The organism is Sorangium sp. So ce381 (assembly GCF_051473845.1).
In the GTDB taxonomy this organism is placed as follows: Bacteria; Myxococcota_A; Polyangia; order Polyangiales; family Polyangiaceae; genus Sorangium; species Sorangium atrum.
Map to the genome: position 1 here is coordinate 8,708,102 of NZ_CP150336.1, position 16,938 is coordinate 8,725,039.

The 16,938-nt window shown below is 70.1% G+C and carries 9 protein-coding genes; 5 read left to right on the forward strand and 4 right to left on the reverse strand.

From position 1 onward, the window contains the following. Positions 1–47: 47 nt before the first annotated feature. The 3 genes from WMF29_RS32425 to WMF29_RS32435 all read right to left on the reverse strand — a co-directional run bounded on the left by WMF29_RS32425 (position 48) and on the right by WMF29_RS32435 (position 4,500). A complete protein-coding gene (locus WMF29_RS32425) occupies positions 48–1,709 on the reverse strand; it encodes a hypothetical protein (protein WP_437323990.1) in 1,662 nt (553 codons plus the stop codon). A gap of 258 nt (positions 1,710–1,967) precedes the next feature. Next, complete coding sequence (locus tag WMF29_RS32430) at positions 1,968–2,633, reverse strand: hypothetical protein (protein ID WP_437323991.1); 666 nt, start codon at positions 2,631–2,633, stop codon at positions 1,968–1,970. 388 nt (positions 2,634–3,021) lie between these two features. Further along, on the reverse strand, positions 3,022–4,500 hold the full coding sequence (locus tag WMF29_RS32435; protein ID WP_437331186.1) for an amidase: 1,479 nt from the start codon (positions 4,498–4,500) through the stop codon (positions 3,022–3,024). 206 nt (positions 4,501–4,706) lie between these two features. On the opposite strand from WMF29_RS32435, the gene WMF29_RS32440 reads away from it, so the two are divergent. Then, positions 4,707–5,051: a hypothetical protein gene (locus tag WMF29_RS32440; protein WP_437323992.1), complete on the forward strand. Its 345-nt coding sequence runs from the start codon at positions 4,707–4,709 to the stop codon at positions 5,049–5,051. Positions 5,052–6,009: 958 nt separating this feature from the next. Continuing rightward, complete coding sequence (locus WMF29_RS32445) at positions 6,010–10,029, forward strand: serine/threonine-protein kinase (protein ID WP_437323993.1); 4,020 nt, start codon at positions 6,010–6,012, stop codon at positions 10,027–10,029. Between the two features lie 73 nt (positions 10,030–10,102). On the opposite strand, the gene WMF29_RS32450 is transcribed toward WMF29_RS32445, so the two are convergent. Beyond that, the gene (locus WMF29_RS32450; protein ID WP_437323994.1) at positions 10,103–11,197 is read right to left on the reverse strand and encodes a sterol desaturase family protein; all 1,095 of its coding nucleotides are present in this window, start codon (positions 11,195–11,197) and stop codon (positions 10,103–10,105) included. A gap of 679 nt (positions 11,198–11,876) precedes the next feature. Between WMF29_RS32450 and WMF29_RS32455 the strand changes: the two genes are divergently transcribed. From WMF29_RS32455 to WMF29_RS32465, 3 genes are all read left to right on the forward strand, one after another. Next, positions 11,877–13,226 (forward strand): glycoside hydrolase 5 family protein, encoded by a 1,350-nt coding sequence (locus WMF29_RS32455; RefSeq protein WP_437323995.1) that lies wholly within the window; start codon positions 11,877–11,879, stop codon positions 13,224–13,226. Positions 13,227–13,303: 77 nt separating this feature from the next. Further along, positions 13,304–14,398 carry a D-xylose ABC transporter substrate-binding protein gene (gene xylF / locus WMF29_RS32460; protein ID WP_437323996.1) on the forward strand — a complete coding sequence of 365 codons (1,095 nt, stop codon included), beginning with the start codon at positions 13,304–13,306 and terminating at the stop codon, positions 14,396–14,398. 458 nt (positions 14,399–14,856) lie between these two features. Continuing rightward, the gene (locus WMF29_RS32465; RefSeq protein ID WP_437331187.1) at positions 14,857–16,740 is read left to right on the forward strand and encodes a multicopper oxidase family protein; all 1,884 of its coding nucleotides are present in this window, start codon (positions 14,857–14,859) and stop codon (positions 16,738–16,740) included. The last annotated feature ends 198 nt before the right edge of the window (positions 16,741–16,938 follow it).

The following is a 16,938-nucleotide window of genomic DNA, read 5'->3' on the forward strand; positions in this document are numbered from 1 at the left end:
GAACCAGGCCCTCCTCGGCGCCTTCGGCGCTCCGCGCGCGTGGCCGGCTACGCCCGCCGGCGCCGCCGCGCGAGCGCGAGGCCCGCGAGCGCGGCGAACGCAGCGGCGCCGCTGCCCGGGCCCGCCGAACCGCCGGCGCTGCACCCGGCCGCCGCCTGCGCACCGTCGGGCGCGTCGCCGGCGAGACCGGTCGCCTCTTCGAGATCCGACAGAGCCGGCAAAGCGTCGGACCCGTGGCGCCTCAGCAGCGCCGGCTCCTCCTCCAGCGCGTCATCGCCGATCGGCCGGACGACGACCTCCTTGTCGTAGCCCTCCAGGCCCTTCGAGCCGGCTCGCAGCGCCGCGACCGGCGGCGCTGCGGCGCCGGTCGCCTCGACCCGGAACAGCGTGTTGCCGAGCGTCACATACCAGCTCCCGTCGAACCAGCGCGCGTGGCCGAGCGCGCTGCTGATCTCCTCGGGCGCGGCGCCCGGGCGGCCGATGTAACGCTTGCCCTCGTTGAGGAACACCACCTCGCCAGCATCGCTGATGCCGTCGTGGCCGACCCGGAGCTTCTGCTGATCGAGCTGGCTCGAGGTCTCGAAGGAGCTGAGCTGGTGCAGCTCGCCGTCCGGGGTCCGCAGCCACACCTGGTTCACATCGCCGTCGCTCCTCAGGAACCCGGCGTGCCCCGCGTGCAGGAGCAGCCCCGCGGGGTCGCCCGCGATCGAGTCGCCGAGAGCCACCTCCTCGCCATCCGCCGTGTACAGGAAGCTCGAGCTCGTGCTCCCGTCCGACCACCGGCCGGCGACGTTCGTCCCGTCGGTGATGGGCCGCTCCAGGTTGCCCGGGTGATCTCCGAGGGTGCCCACGAGCAGGTGGCGGATGAACGGCTCTTCGTACGTTGCGTAATAGATGTCACCGGACGCCGCGATGTCGGCCTGGAACGGCGAGTCGCTGCCCGTCCGGCTCCAGATGCCCCGACTCCACCCCGTCGACGGCGTGTGCGCGTACGCCCTGCCCCCGTCCTCGGTGACCCACACCAGCGAGTCGCCGTTCACCGCGTCCAGCCGGCCCGAAGTGATCCTGGTCCACACGCCGTTGACCGACGTGAAGATGCGACCGTACCCCGACTGGATCGCGGCGCCCGACGGCGTGAGCGCGCCGTAGGTGGGGGTGCTCCCGGGCGGATCCTGCGGCAGCGTCGCGAGCCAGCTCACCTGCTGCGAGGCGCGGTCGAGGATGCCGAGCGACTGGAACTGACTCAGGAACATGACACGGTCAGCGTCGAAATCGAGGATCGAGCCCTGGACGCGATGCACCGCGACGAGCTTCGGGCTGCGCTCGATGTAGAGCGGTCCGTAGGTCGCCGAGGACTCGGTGCCTGCGCTCACACTGCCAGAGATCGTGAGCGTGAGCTCTTCCCCCGATTCGAACGCCGGGAAGGGGCGTGTGAGGAGCATCAACGTCCCCGGCGGCGTGCTCGAGGTGCGGTCGACGCAAGCGGTCGCCGTCTGCGTCCGGCCTCGGACATCCACGCAAAGGCGCTGGCACTCCTGGGTTGATGTCGCGAAACACCTCACGTCGAGCGGCACGTTCCCGGAAATGACGGTGTGCGGGCGCGGGCTCGAGAGGTAAAGAAGCGGCGTCTCCTGGGCCAGCGCAGCCGCGGCCGTGAGCGACAGGAGCGATGCGGCGGCGAGGCTGATCAGCGTACGAGAATCGCGCATGGGACCTCCAGTTGATGAACACTTGGATGCTGCCCCGTGGAGCCGTGTTCATGGCATCCTCGCCAGGGGCAGCGCGGCGGCTCCTTGGAGCAACGCGAGCGCGAACGGAAGCGGCTTCGCCCCCCCGCTCGCACGCTATCATCGGGTCATCCCGGTCACCCGAGCGCTCGAGTCTGCCAGCTCCGATGTGCTCCGAGCACCGACGGCGAGCTCAGCGAAGCGACCATCGCCGAGCCCGCCCCCCAGGACGCCTGCGCCTCAGGGGCAGCGCGGAGCTGTGTACTCGCCGCTGGGATCGGTGTCCCAGAGCGAGCCCAGGGTGAGACGGAAGCGCACTTCGGCGTTGTCGATGGAGAGGATCTCGAGCGTGCCCGGCCCGAACGACCCGCCTCCCCACGGGCAGTCGTCCGGCCGCGGAGAGTAGGGCTCACCCGTCTCGCTCATGTAGCTATAGCTGATGAGCGCGGGATCCTCGAGATCGTAGACGCCGACCTGCTGGTAGGCGCCGGGTAGCACGATGCTCAACTGCCAGTGCCCGCCGCAGCGGAGTTGGGTGGTCGGGGAGCCGCACGAGACACCCAGATCCGAGGCACGAAGGAAGAGGTCGTTGGGATCGAGCGCCGGGCCGTCGCCGCCGCCCGACCCGCTGCTGCCTCCGACGTCACCCTGGCTCTCCCAGTACCGGTCCCAGAGCACATCCATCTGAGCGCGCGTCAAGGCGACGGCCGGCAACGCATCACCTGGCTCCGCGTCGCCCCCGGAGCTGCCGCTGCCCGCAGTGTCGTTCGAACCGCTCTCGACCGGCAGCGCGGCGGGGTCGTTCGCGCCGCCGTCGTCCGTCGCGCCTTCGATGAAGCTCACGTTACAGGCGGCCAGCAGGAGGGGCGCCAGGACAACCAGCATGGAAGCGTTCTTTGTCTTCATGACGTCCACCACTGCATGACCAGCGCCAACGTGACGGCCAACAAAAACCACGGCAAATGGCGGTGTGACATGCAATGTGTGCCGCGGATGTGCCAGCATGCGCCTTGACGCCCTGGTACCACCCCCCGGGGTGTGCCGCCGGCTTCCTGGCGTCCCACGGCACATCGTCAACGATGGGGGCTGAGCCACCCCACGCGCCTCGATCGTCGCGGGGTCGAAGCCCGGTCGACCTCGAGCCGCCCACCCGCCGGGCCGCGTTCACTCCAGGGCCCGCGGGTACGACGCTGTCGCTCTCGGGCATGAGCCGGCCGGCTGCGGCCCGTGAGGGCCGTGCCGCCCACGCTCGTCCCTCGCACCCCCGGCAGCGCCGGAGGTGCGAGGCGCGAGCTCACCACGACGTCAGCTGAGCTTCGATCCTGTGTTCAGTCGCCTGCTCGTAATCGTAGGCGAACCCGAGCAGCTCAGCCTCGCTCCAGCGGGGGCCGACGAAGATCAGGCTGAAGGGAGCCCCGTCGCTGTATTGACCGGCGGGCACGACGACCCCAGGCAAGCCCGCGATGTTGATCGCGGACTCCGTCGTCGCGGGATAGGTGTCCGAGCCAGACAGCTCCGGCAGCGTGTCGTAGGTCTGCGGAAACGCGAGGCCGTCCAGATCGTGCACCGTCATCACGGAGTCGAAGACGTTCACGTACTGGTCGCGCAGGGCCCAGAAGCCCGACAGATCGGGCGCGTCCTCCGGGAAGAGCAGCGAGGAGGCCAGCACGGGGAGCTTGTCGACATACCAGGACAGCGGACCGTCGACCGGATCGAACGGAGATATCCCCGTGAAAAACGCCAGTCCGTCGATCGAGCCGACGATGGTGCCGCCGACCTTCACCCCCTTGAGGTAGCGCTGGAAGTCGTAGGCCACAGACTCCGTCCCTCGCATGTCATAGGGCTCATCGGGCAAGGCCAGATCGGCGAAGCCGCTCCCGGCGAAGGGATCCTCGACGACGATCGCGCCTTGGTCCTCCAGCTCCTCGATCGCTTGCTCGTACAGCGCTTGCGTCTCAGGAGACAGGCCGCCGTGACGCCACCCTGGGCCATACAGGCCGATCCGCTTTCCGCAGAGGGCGCTCTGGCTCAGCCGGCTCGTGTAGCCGCCCACGGGCAGGTGTCCATTGGACAGGCTCGTCTTGGGGTCTTCCGGGGAGTAGCCCGCGAGGACATCCATCACCACGGCGGCGTCGCGGACAGTCCGCGCGATCGGGCCCACCACGTCCCTCGTGCTGCCGGCCAGGGGCACGACGCCGGCCGTGGGGACGAGGGCGAACGTCGGCTTGATGCCGACGAGGCTCTGCGCGGCCGCAGGGTTCTGGATGGATCCCCCCGTCTCCTCCGCGAGGCCAAGCACGGCGAAGTTGCCGGCTACCGCCGTGGCCGTACCGCTGCTGCTCGCCCCGGGCACCAGGGTCGGATCCACGGCGTTGTAGGTGGGCCCCGCCCAGCTGCTGTTCGCTCGGGTGCCGTCGTCGCTGAAGGCCGGGATGTTCGTCTTTCCGAGGATGATGGCCCCGGCGGCGATCAACCGATCGACGACGACGGAGTTCTTGATGGGCAACAGATCGACACCGCCGGCGACCTGCGAGCTGAGCGGAGCCCAGCCTGCCGTCGACGGCAAGCCGACGTGATCCATCGACTCCTTGATGACGACGGGGATCCCGGCCAGGGGGCCGAGGGCCACGCCGTTCCTCCGCTTCCTGTCGATCTCGCGCGCCTGCGCGACGGCGTTCGGGTTGAACGAGGTGAACGCGTTGTAGGAGGACTCGTACTGCGAGATCCTCGAGAGATAGGCGTTCGTCAGAGCCTCCGCCGTGTAACGGCGCATCAGGTACGCCCACTGCACCTTCGCGATCGTGAGCTCAGATACGTCGATAGCGGGAACGCCAACGGAGGTCGTCGCACCGTAGGTGGTGCTGGGAGCCCCTGCGGCAATACCAACGGAAATGGCTGCTACCAAGGCAGCGCCAGATAGAATGTTCTTGTTCACGATGGACTGCTCCCTCTCACTTCAGGATATCGACCCTATGCCGAATGAATCTCCGCCGTCGGGCGCCGATTCGAAAACTCGAGCTCGAATCACACGAGCACAGCGGACCAGAGCTCGACGAGGCATGGAATCGTCAGGCTCCGCCCGATCAAGGCCATGGGACGGCGCTCGTCGCTCAGGACGAATCGCCGACTCGTGACAATGACAAAACCAACCAGTCCAGCGAACCCAATGATTCGCGCCATCTCGACGGTTCGTCGAGAGCCAATTCAGCTAGGATGTGCAGCGGCCTTGAGCAGGAAATTCTTCGCGGCTTTTTACCAGCCAAGCAGGTGACACAGAGACAGAAGAAGCGCGCCTCGAATGCGGTTGCTCTCCTACAAAGATGAAGAATATCCGAGAGCTAGGCGCATCATACTTCATGTAAGATATAGCAAGTCGGGGTTCGGTGGCAAGTTGATGTTCGAATTTTTTGAATTGTTTGGGATTGTCGCTGCCGCCCTGGTGGCTCCACGTCTCGCGGCTCTAGCGGCTCTGGCGGCTCTAGCCCCTCTGGCCCCTCTGGACGCCGCAGCGCGGCTTGCTGGCACGCACCGTGCACCGCGCTCCGACGGGGCGGGGCCTCGCCGGCAGCGACGGAGCAGCCTTGTGACCGGTTGTCATCGCCATGGCGCAAATCGCTCGCGGTGCGAGCCGGAGCCGGGGGCGGGGCGGCGTCGGTCCTGTCCATCTGGCAAGGGGCGTTGCCCGTTGCCCGGCGGCCCAGCGATGCGCGGAGGGGCACGCTCGCCGAGGCAGCCGCTGCCCCGGGCGGGCCCGTGTCGTTCACGGCGCATCAGCCATCATCCGACAGTCAGCAGCGGCCTGCCCCCGGGTCGCAGAACATTCTTTGAATCACGCAATCCGCTCTCCCTGGAAAGCGACCCCCGATCAACGGCTTACCCACCCATCGACGGGGCCTCCTTATACATACTCCACGGCCTGCGGGCGCTCGTCCACGTCGGCCCGGCTTCGCCCCCGGCGGGGCGATGCTGCAGAGCCAAGTGCGGCGCGGCGCCGGCGCACACCGCCCCGGCCACGTCAGAGAGGTTGTCCCCCGATCTGAGCTGCTCACGGAGGATCAGAACACCGGTCTCGGGGAACAGCGACAGGCTTTGAGGGGACAGACGACTCAGAATCCTTCACAAGAAATCGTCCACTGTCTCCTCGCCCCCTCTGGACGGACGGCGGCGGCGCTGTCCGTGGAGATGGGGGCGACGCTCCGCACCTCCGCGCCCGTCGGCCTCGGCGGCGAGCCCTGGCGCTCGTCGTGGACTTTCACGGCCGAGGACGCCGATACTCGAGGTGATGCAACCAGGGGAAGTGCTCGGAGACCGCTTCGAGATCGTGAGCCAGGCGTGCGCCGGCGGCATGGGGGCGGTCTTCCAGGCGATCGATCGGCGCTCGGGCGAGCCCGTGGCCATCAAAGTGTGCCTCGACGAACAGAGGACCGGCGACGAATCGCGCCTCTCTCGCGAGTCCAGGGTGCTCGCAGAGCTGTCGTGCCCAGGTATCGTGCGCTATGTCGCTCACGGGCTCGGCGCCTCGGGCGCGCCGTGGCTCGCCATGGAGTGGCTCGATGGCGAGGATCTCGAGCAGCGGCTCCAGCGCCAGGTGCTCACCGTGGACGAGGCGATCGCGCTCGCGGCGGGCGCCGCCGCCGCGCTCGCGGCGGTCCACGCGCGCGGCATCGTCCACCGCGATCTCAAGCCGAGCAACCTGTTCCTTGTGAACGGCGACGCCGCGCGCGTGAAGCTGCTCGACTTCGGCATCGCCGGGCTCCCCGAGGCCACGCGGCTCACGCGGACAGGCGCCTTCGTCGGGACCCCCGCGTACATGGCGCCAGAGCAGGCCCGGAGCGGGCAGGACGTCGACACGCGCGCCGACGTCTTCGCGCTCGGCTGCGTGCTGTTCGAGTGCCTCACGGGCCAGCCGGCCTTCTGCGGCGCTCACCTGATGGCCGTCCTCGCGAAGATCCTCCTCGACGAGGTGCCGCGGGTGAGCTCCCTCTGCCCCGACGTCCCCCCCGCCCTCGACGCGCTCTGCGCCCGGATGCTCGCCAAGGACCCGGACGACCGCCCCCGCGACGGCGCGGAGATCGTCGCGGCGCTCGAGGCCATGGGCGTCTCGCCGCTGTCGGGCGCGCCGTCGACGCCGCGCTCGAACCCGAACCGCCAGTCCTCGCTGACCCGCAAGGAGCGGCGGGTGCTCTCGGTGGTGATGATGGGGCCGGCGCCGCGGGTCGCCGCCTGCCCGGCGAGGGCCGACTCGGAGACGCTGGTCGCTGTCGTGTCGCCGGAGCTGCGCCAGGAGATCGAGGCGCTCGGCGCGTGCCTGGAGCTCCTGGCGGACGGGTCGATCCTGGTGATCCTCCTGGGAGCAGGCGTGGCGACGGATCAGGCCACGCAGGCAGCTCGCTGCGCGCTCCTGCTCCGCGCCGCCAGCGTCGACCGTCCGGTGGTCCTCACGACCGGCCGCGTGGAGGTCACGGGCGGCCGGCCCGCCGGCGACGTGATCGACCGCGCGGTCCGGATGCTGGCGCAGCCCGCGGCGGCGCTCCCGGGCGCGCCGGCGGCTGGCCGCGGGGCGCCCATCGCGCCCATCGCCATCGACGAGGTGACCGCCGCGCTGCTCGACGCCCGCTTCGAGGTCGTCGAGACGGAGGCGGGCCTGTGGCTCCGAGGCGAGGAGCCGCTCGCCCGCGGCGCGCGCATGCTGCTCGGCAGGCCCACGGCCTGCGTCGGGCGCGACTGGGAGGTGGCCACCCTCGAGGCCCTCCTCGCCGGGAGCATCGAGGAGTCGCGGGCGCGCGCCGTGCTCGTCACCGCGCCGGCGGGGATAGGCAAGTCGCGCCTCGCCTACGAGATCATCCGCCGCGTCCGGCAGCGCGACGAGCCCGTCGCGGTCTGGATCGGCCGCGGCGACCCGCTCCGCAAGGGCGCCCCGTTCGGGATGCTGCGGCAGGCCCTCCAGGGCGCGTGCGGGATCCGCGACCGAGAGCCGATCGAGGCGCGCCGGGAGAAGCTGCTCGCGCGGGTGACCGAGCGCGTCCGCGCGGCCGACGCGCAGCGCGTGGCGGAGTTCCTCGGCGAGCTCCTGGGCACGCCGTTCCCCGACGAGGACAGCGCGCCGCTCCGCGCCGCCCGCAAGGACGCCCCGCTGATGGGCGATCAGATGCGCAGGGCCTGGCTCGATTTCGCCTCCGCCGCGTGCGCCGCGCAGCCGCTCCTCCTCGTGCTGGAGGACCTGCACTGGGGCGACCTGCCCACGGTCCAGTTCATCAACGACGCGCTGCGCCGGCTCGTGGACCAGCCCCTCCTGGTGCTCGCCCTGGCGCGCCCCGAGGTGTACACGCTGTTCCCCGGGCTCTGGGCCAACAGGGATCTCCAGGAGCTGCGGCTCAAGGAGCTGAGCCCCCGGGCGGGCGCGCGGCTCGTGCGGCAGGTCCTCGGCGACGGGGTGAGCGCCGAGACCGTGACGCAGCTCGTGGCGCAGGCCGACGGCAACGCGTTTTACCTGGAGGAGCTCATCCGGGCGACCTCCGAGGGGAGCCAGGGCGCGCTTCCGGAGACCGTGCTGGCGATGGTCCAATCCCGGCTGGAGCGCCTCGACAGCGCGGCGCGGCAGGTGCTGCGCGCGGCGAGCATCTTCGGGCGGGTGTTCTGGCGCGGCGCGGTGGAGGCGCTGCTCGGAGGCCGCGGCGGCGTCTCCGGGCTCGCGGAGCACCTCGATCGCCTCGAGCGGCTGGAATGGATCGGCGCGCGCGACGAGGCGAGGTTCGAGGGGGAGCGGGAGCTCGTCTTCCGCCACGCGCTCGTGCGCGAGGCGGCTTACGGGATGCTCACCGACCAGGATCGCGCGCTCGGCCACCGGCTCGCCGGCGAGTGGCTCCAGCGCGCGGCCGAGCCCTCGGCCGCGGTGATCGCCGAGCACTTCGATCGGGGCGGCGAGCCGCTGCGCGCCGCCGCGTTCTACCATCAGGCCGCGGCGCAGGCGCTCGCCGCGAACGACCTCGTCGTGGTGCTCTCGTGGACCGGGCGCGCCATCGAGCTCGGGATCAGCGGCGAGGCGCGGGGCGAGGTCCTCCTGCACCGGGCCGAGGCGCACCACTGGCGCGGCGAGCTCGTCGAGGCCGCGCGCTGGGCGACCATGGCGGTGGAGGAGCTGCCCCGGCGCAGCGCGCCCTGGTACGCCGCCGTGCGCGAGGCCGCGATCGTGCTGGCCCGGCTGGGGCAGCACGATCGTCTCGCCAGCCTCAGCGGCGATCTCGCGGACGCCTGGACCGGAGAGGGCGCGACGGGCCCGCTCCTGGCGGCGTCCGCGGGGACGGCGCTCTACCTGACGATCAGCGGCCTCTACGCGCACGCCACGCCGCTCCAGGCGCTCATCGACGCCGCGGCCGAGCGCTTCTGCGACGATCCGGCCGTGAGCGGGGTCGTCCTCCGCGAGCGCGGCTGGCGCGAGCTGTACGCGGGCCGGTACGGCTCGGGCCGGGCGCTGTTCGCGCGCTCGGTCGCCTTCCACGAGCGCGCGGGGAACCTGCGCCTGGCCTGCTTCTGCCGGCTCGATCTCGGCTTCCAGGAGCACCAGCTCGGCGCGTACGCCGAGGCGGAGGCCATCCTCCGCGCCGCGCTCGCGGACGCCGAGCGCATGGGCCTCGACGGCTGCATGGCGGTCGCGTGGAGCACCCTCGGCGCGCCCCTCTGCCGTCTGGGCGCGCTCGACGAGGCGCGCGAGGCCCTGAGGAAGGCCATCGCGTTCCTGGAGGCGCAGGGGGATCGCCGGCTCGCGGGCGCGTCGCGCACCTACCTCGCCGGGTGCCTGATGCGCGCGGGCGATCTCGCCGGCGCCGAGGCCGAGGCCCGGCGCGCCGTGGCTCAGCTGGAGAGGATAGGTCCGCTCGTCGTGCTGGCGCGGGCGACGCTGGGGGCCGTGCTGCTCGCGCGCGGCGAGACCTCCGAGGCGCTCGCCGAGGCGCGCGCGGCGGTCGCGTTGCTCGATCGGCTGGGCATGGTCGAGGAGGGCGCGGCGTTCACCCGCCTCGTCCACGCCGAGGCGCTGTTCGCGGCGGGCGACCTCCCGGCGGCGCGGACCGCCATCGCGCACGCCCGGACGAGGCTCCTCGACGTCGCCGCCCAGCTCGACGATGCCGCGCGGCGCGAGCAGTTCCTCCAGCGCGTCGAGGAGAACGCACGCACGCTCGAGCTAGCGCGCGCGTGGGTCGACGAGGGGGCTCCGCAGGACGACGAGGAGTCTAGAACATCGATCAAGCTGAAACCCGGAGAAATTTCACAGGGAGGCGGGGAGGCGGGGAGGAAGAAAAAATGAATTTCTCCCTCTTGCCGTCTCTCGCTCCCCGCCTCCCCGCCTCCCTGTGAAATTTCTGCTCTTTCTCGTGGTTTCAGCCCGTTTGTCGCGCTAGCGCCGCCCCGCCCTGCGCCGGTAGGCTCGGCCCGTCGAGCAGCGCGCCGACCGCCGCGAGCGCCGCGAGGAGGACGGCCGCCCCTGCCCACAGCGGGCCCGCGGCCATGTGCGGCGACGCGTAGAGGTACGCGATCGCGCCGAGCAGCGCTGCGAGGAAGAGCGCCGCGGCGAGCGCGCGCGCCCGGCCGGGGCGCGCCACGTCGTGAAGGACGTAATCCGGATCGGTGCGCAGCGGGCCCTCGTCGGGCGAAGTCGCCGTGGACCGCCACTCCGGCGGCCGGAACCAGACGAGCAGCTTGCCGGAGAGGCGCGGCTCCGCCGCCGCCATGCGCGCGAGCCTCCGCCACGGGTCGACGTTGGCGCGCAGCGCGCTGAAGCTGGCGAGCGGCTGGACCACGCCGTACCGCGGGGGCGCCCCCTCGGCGCAGAAGGTGCCGAACAGCCGATCCCAGACGATGAGCACGCCGCCGTGGTTCCTGTCGAGATACGCGGAGTCGACGCCGTGGTGCACGCGGTGATGAGATGGCGTGTTCAGCACCCACTCCAGCGGACCGAGGCGGCCGACGAGCTGCGTGTGAATCCAGAACTGATAGAGGATGTTCAGCGTATACGTCGTGACGACCATCCCCGGCGGGAAGCCGAGCACGGCGAGCGGCCAGAAGAATGGCCAGTAGAGGGCCCGCTGAAGCCAGCTCTGGCGCAGCGCGACCGAGAGGTTGTAGTCCTCGCTCTGGTGATGGACCGCGTGCGCGGCCCACATGAAGTTCACCCGATGGCTCGCGCGGTGCGCCCAGTAGTAGCAGAAGTCGACCGCGACGAAGCAGGCCGCCCAGCTCCACGGCGCGCCCTCCGGCAGCCGCGCGAGCGCGGCGCGCTCGAACAGGAACAGATAGACGAGCACGCCGCCGCTCACGACGGAGACGATGACCTGCTGCCCGACCCCGCACGAGAGGTTGGCGAGCGCGTCGGAGAAGCGGTAGTCGGGGCGCCCGCGGCGGCGGCAGAGCCAGAGCTCGACGCCGATGAGCGCGAAGAAGGCCGGCACCGCGAACAGGATCAAGCTCGGCGACATCCCCCGTCCTCCACGGAGCCGCCGCCCGGCGGATCGGCTCACGCCCGCCCAGTCTAGCCTGGAATCCCCCCGGCGCGCCCGGAGACGCACCCTGCGAAAGGCGCCACACCGGCCGACCTGTTCCCTGTTGACGCTGAACCGTTTAAGTGGTCTGCCACGGGCCACGCCGGCGCGCGAGCGACCACCCGGAGCGGAGATTTGTATCGTCGCGGAATCCGCGGGAGCTCACCGGTGCCGCCGGCGATGCCACCCCGCGACGGTGGCGCAGCAGCTCGGCAGATCCCTGCGAACCGGACGCGCGCTCCGGGCTGCAGGGCGCAGCGATCCGTGAGGAACGACACTCGAACCACATGAGGAACCGACCATGAAGAAGACCTTCTTGCTCGCTTTGGGTTTGCTCTCCCTCGCCGCATGCTCCTCCTCCGACCCGGCGGACCCCACGCCCTCCGGCGGCACGGGCGGGTCCGGCAGCACCGGCGGCGGCGGAAGCGGCGCCACCGGCGGGAGCGACGCCACCGGCGGCGGCGGAAGCGGCGCCACCGGCGGAAACGATGCCACCGGCGGCGGCGGGGACGGAACCGGCGGCGGCCAGGAGCTCGACTGCGCTCAGCAACCGGAAAAGTGCTACGTCCGCGCCGAAGGTAGTAAGCTGCGCCTCGACGGGAAACCGTACAGGTATATGGGCACGAACTTCTGGTCGGCTCCCTACATCAGCCGCGAGCGCCTGCGCACCGAGCTCGACATCCTCGAGGCCCACGGCGCCCTGAACCTCAGGATCATGGCGCTCAGCGAGGGCGACATCCCTGCGGCGCAGCAGAACGATCAGCAGTACGGGCCACAACGGATCTTTCCGGCATCATCCGACAAACCGTGCGCCGATGCACAGCTCGAGGCGTTCGCCGACAACCTGGTGACGGTGCTCGACGAGATGCACAGCCGCGGGATGAAGGCGGTGATGACGCTGAACGACTTCTGGCACTGGTCCGGCGGTATGCCCCAGTACATGAAGTGGGCTCACGAGCAGCCGACCCTCTCTTGCGGAGAGGACTTCAGCGCGTACCAGGTCGGCCTGACCCACCCCACGACGGGCGCTGCCCTGCTCGCGGCGGACCACCACGTGCCGTTCGCCGGCTCGATCCGGTTCCAGCAGGGCACAGGCCAGGACTGCCAGGCCGTGGCCATCGGCGAGTGGGCCATCCCTCACTCGGGCACGCTCGATCCGAACACGAACCCCTGGCCCGACCAGATGGATCTCTCGTCGCTGTTCTTCTGCAACAAGAAGGCCCAGGAGTTCTACTTCAGCCGGGCCAAGGTCCTGATCGAGAAGCTCAAGGACCATCCGGGGATCATGGCGTGGCAGCTCGGGAACGAGCCGCGATCGTTCAAGGGCTGGGGCCCGCTCTTCAAGCTCTGGGTCGAGAGGAACGCGAAGTTCATCAAGGACATCGATCCGAACCACCTCGTCTCCATCGGCTCGGAGGGCGACCTGTCCTATAACTGGGGCGACTACGCCAACAGCGATTACAAGGCGTTCCACGACGTGCCCGGCATCGATTACCTCACCTTCCACGTGTGGCCCGAGAACTGGGAGTGGTACGACCCGTCGCTGCCGATGGACAGCGCGGCCGACAAGGGGCTCCTGGCCGCCATCACCGAGAGCAACGGGTACATCGACGCGCAGCTCGCGCACGCCAGGGCGCTGAACAAGCCGATCGTCGTGGAGGAGTTCGGGCTCGCCCGGGACGACAAGTCCGAGCCGGTCTCATCGACGGTCGCCAAGCGGAACGAGTATTACGCCTCGATGTTCGACGCCGTCGTCGAGAACCCGGAGCTCGCAGGCGTCAACTTCTGGGCCTGGGCCGGGACCGGGAGGCCGTCGGACGACGGCAACGACTACTGGCTCCTCGGCAACGACTACATCGGCGATCCGCCCCATGAGCTCCAGGGGTGGTACTCGGTGTACGATGACGACACGGAAACCCTGAATCTTATCATGAGCTACGCCGACCAGCTCAACTCGACGCAGTAGCGCCGGCGGCCAACACACAGACCCTTTCCCATTCATCTCACGCGGAGGTCACCTTGATTCGTCGCTCCACCTTTCTCATGGCGTTGTTCTCGCTCGCGTTCTCGGCCGGCTGCTCGAAGCCGGAGTCTGAAGGCGGCGCAAGCGCGAACAAGCCCGAGGCAACAGCAGCCGCCAAGGGTGCGGAGGCCAAGGGTCCGGAGAAGAAGAAGGAGAAGCTCACCATCGGCTTCTCCATGGATACCCTCAAGGAGGAGCGGTGGCAGCGCGACCGCGACCTGTTCAAGGCGAAGGCCGAGACGCTCGGCGCCCAGGTGCTCGTGCAGTCCGCGAACGGCGACGACGCCCTCCAGAACTCGCAGGCGGAGAACCTGCTCACGCAGGGCGTCGACGTGCTCGTGGTCGTGCCCCACAACGCCAAGACGACGGCCACCATCGTCGAGTCGGCGCACAAGCAGAACGTGCCCGTCATCGCGTACGACCGGCTGATCCTCGACTCCGACGTGGACCTCTACGTGTCCTTCGACAACGTCAAGGTCGGCGAGCTCCAGGCCGAGGCGCTCGTGAAGAAGTTCCCGAAGGGGAACTACATCCTCATCGGCGGCTCCCCGACCGACAACAACGCGAAGCTCTTCCGCGAAGGGCAGATGAACATCCTGAAGCCGCTCATCGACAAGGGCGACGTCAAGACGGTGGCGGACCAGTGGGCCAAGGACTGGCAGCCGGTCGAGGGGCTCAAGATCACCGAGAACGCCCTCACCAAGAACAACAACAACGTCACGGCGGTCGTGGCGTCGAACGACGGGCTCGCGGGCGCGGCGGTCCAGGCCCTCGGCGAGCAGAAGCTCGCCGGCAAGGTCGGCGTCTCGGGCCAGGACGCCGAGCTCGCCGCCTGCCAGCGGATCGCGGCCGGCACCCAGAGCATGACCGTCTACAAGCCGCTCAAGCTGCTCGCCGAGAAGGCCGCCGAGCTCGCCGTCAAGCTGGCGAAGAAGGAGCCCGTCGGCGAGAAGACGCAGACGGTCAACAACGGCAAGAAGGACGTCCAGAGCGTGCTCATCACGCCGATCGCCGTGGACAAGGAAAACCTCGCCTCGACGGTGATCGCGGACGGCTTCCACAAGGTCGAGGACGTCTACAAGGACCTCCCCAAGGACCAGTGGCCGGCCAAGTAGGCCCCTAGCTGGACATCCCAGGCCCGGCGAGCGCCCCGGCCGCCGCGAGGCGGCCAGGGGAGCCGGGTCGGGTCCGCCCCTCCCCGCCTGCGCCCGTCTCGACGGCCGCGATCTTCAATGAGGCTCTTCGCCCGGAGAGCCACCGGCACGCCACATCCCCCCTCGATCACGGCCCGTGGGCGGCGCATCGTCCGAGGCAACCCCGCTCCGCACGGCTGAACGCCGCGCGTCGTCGGGGCCTTGCGATCACGGCGATCCTCCGTGATCCAGGGGCTCCTCGAATCCGGAGCTTCCTGCGTGGACCGGAGCCGTGCGCTGGTCATGATGCTGCGCCCTCGCAGCGCCGCGCGAGGCAAGGAGACGCGATGTCCTCCATGAAGCGACGACGGCCACGGAAGCACGGTCCGACCGCGACGGGGCTCACGGCGCTCCGGCGAGGTGGCGTCGTGAATGCGGCCATGGGGGTGTGTCCGGCCGCCCCGGGCTCGGCCCCGACCCTCTCCGGCGCCGCGATCCCCAGGTACACGCGGCCGTTGCTCATCCCGCAGGTCATGCCCCTGGCCACGGGGCTCGGCGCGGGCAGCGCGGGCCGCGATGCCTACGAGATCGCCGTCCGGCAGATCGAGCAGCACCTCCTGCCACCCGAGCTGGGTTTGCCCCCGACGACCGTCTGGAGCTACGGCTCCGTCCATCACCCGGAGACGTTCGCCTATCCGGCGTTCACCATCGAGGCGACGTACCGCAGGCCGGTGCGCGTGAAGTGGATCAACGATCTCAGGGACCCAGCGACCGGCCGCTTCCTCCCTCATTTGCTCCCCGTCGACCCCACCCTGCACTGGGCCAACCCGCCCGGCGGGGCGCAGGGCCGCGACAGCCGGCCCGCGTTCCCTGGCGACTGCCCGCCAGGACCGTACCGGGGCCCGGTGCCGATCGTTACGCACCTCCACGGGATGGCCAGGATGGGGCAAGAGAGCGACGGTTATCCCGAGGCCTGGTATCTCCCCGCGGCGACCGACATCCCCGAGGGGTACGCGGCGACCGGCACCTTCTACGACTACTACCAGCGCACATCCCCGCTCGGGGACCTGTGGGAGCCGGGCGCGGCGGTGTTCCAGTACCCGAACGACCAGCGCGCCGCGACGCTCTGGTACCACGACCACACGCTCGGCATCACCCGGCTCAACCTCTACGCGGGGCCGGTCGGCTTCTACCTGCTCCGCGGCGGGCCGGACGATCTGCCGCAGGGCGTCCTGCCCGGACCAGCCCCGCGACCGGGAGACCGGCCAGGAGCGAGGGTGTACGAGATACCGCTCTTGATCCAGGACCGCTCCTTCAACGACGACGGGTCGCTCTTCTATCCAGCGTCGCGCGGGCTCGCCCCCGAGCTCGCGGACGTGTACATCCCGAAGGGCGATATCCCGCCGATCTGGGTCCCGGAGTTCTTCGGCGACGTCATCGTCGTCAACGGCCGGCCGTGGCCCTATCTCGAGGTCGAGCAGCGGCGGTACCGCTTCCGCATCCTGAACGGCAGCGCCTCGCGGTTCTTGATCCTGAAGATGGATAACGGCCTCCCGTTCTGGCAGATCGGCTCGGACGGCGGATTCCTCCCTTCCCCTGTGGAGCGCGGAACCCTCCTGCTCGCTCCGGCCGAGCGCGCGGACGTGATCGTGGATTTCAGCGGCGTCCGCGCCGGCGCCGAGCTCGTCCTCCTCAACCTCGGTCCGGACGCGCCGTTCACCGGCGGCCCGCAGACCGCCGCCGATCCGGCGACGACAGGGCAGGTGATGCAGTTCCGCGTCGTGCCGGCGACGAGCAGGGACACGAGCACGCCACCGCACCAGATCGAGCTGCCGCGGCTCGCCCCCCTCGGAGATGCGGCGCTCGTGCGCCAGGTGTCGCTGAACGACCTGAGCTCCGCGCTCCGGCCCGACGCCGGCCTGAGCGTGGCCGCGCTGGGCACGCTGGAGCCTCCTCCGCGCTCCCGCGCCGCGAGGCCGCTCTTCTGGCACGATCCCATCACCGAGAACCCGGCCCTGGGATCGACCGAGGTGTGGGAGATCTACAATTTCACCATCGACGCGCACCCGATCCACGTCCACGAGGTCCACTTCGCGATCGTCGATCGCCAGCCGTTCGACGGCGCCCCGCGCCCGCCGGAGGCCGGGGAGGATGGCCGCAAGGACACCGTCGTCGCGCTGCCGTTCGAGATCACGCGCATCAAGATGGTGTTCGAGAGCCCTGGCCGGTTCGTGTGGCACTGCCACATCCTCGAGCATGAAGACAACGAGATGATGCGGCCTTACCAGATCGGCTCGACGCCGGACGACATCCCGGGACGGTAGCCACGCCGCGCGCCCCCCCGATCCACACTTCCTCTCAAGAACAAGCGAGGACGCAAGCCGCGCGCACGGCGCGTCGCCCGGGACGGGCCCAGATCCATGCCGATACGCGCGCCTCGCGGGAGGGCTGGTGATTCCGGAGCATCTGTCATGATCGTGGTCGACGACAAATCCGGAGCTTCCTGGATTGCTCGAATCCCT

Excerpts from the sequence above, each read along its gene's own strand:
- WMF29_RS32440 (WP_437323992.1), top strand. The coding sequence starts at position 4,707 with ATGAATCTCCGCCGTCGGGCGCCGATTCGAAAACTCGAGCTCGAATCA.
- WMF29_RS32465 (WP_437331187.1), top strand. The coding sequence starts at position 14,857 with ATGGGGGTGTGTCCGGCCGCCCCGGGCTCGGCCCCGACCCTCTCCGGC.
- xylF (WP_437323996.1), top strand. The coding sequence starts at position 13,304 with ATGGCGTTGTTCTCGCTCGCGTTCTCGGCCGGCTGCTCGAAGCCGGAG.
- WMF29_RS32430 (WP_437323991.1), bottom strand. The coding sequence starts at position 2,633 with ATGAAGACAAAGAACGCTTCCATGCTGGTTGTCCTGGCGCCCCTCCTG.
- WMF29_RS32435 (WP_437331186.1), bottom strand. The coding sequence starts at position 4,500 with ATGCGCCGTTACACGGCGGAGGCTCTGACGAACGCCTATCTCTCGAGG.
- WMF29_RS32445 (WP_437323993.1), top strand. The coding sequence starts at position 6,010 with ATGCAACCAGGGGAAGTGCTCGGAGACCGCTTCGAGATCGTGAGCCAG.
- WMF29_RS32455 (WP_437323995.1), top strand. The coding sequence starts at position 11,877 with ATGGGCACGAACTTCTGGTCGGCTCCCTACATCAGCCGCGAGCGCCTG.
- WMF29_RS32425 (WP_437323990.1), bottom strand. The coding sequence starts at position 1,709 with ATGCGCGATTCTCGTACGCTGATCAGCCTCGCCGCCGCATCGCTCCTG.
- WMF29_RS32450 (WP_437323994.1), bottom strand. The coding sequence starts at position 11,197 with ATGTCGCCGAGCTTGATCCTGTTCGCGGTGCCGGCCTTCTTCGCGCTC.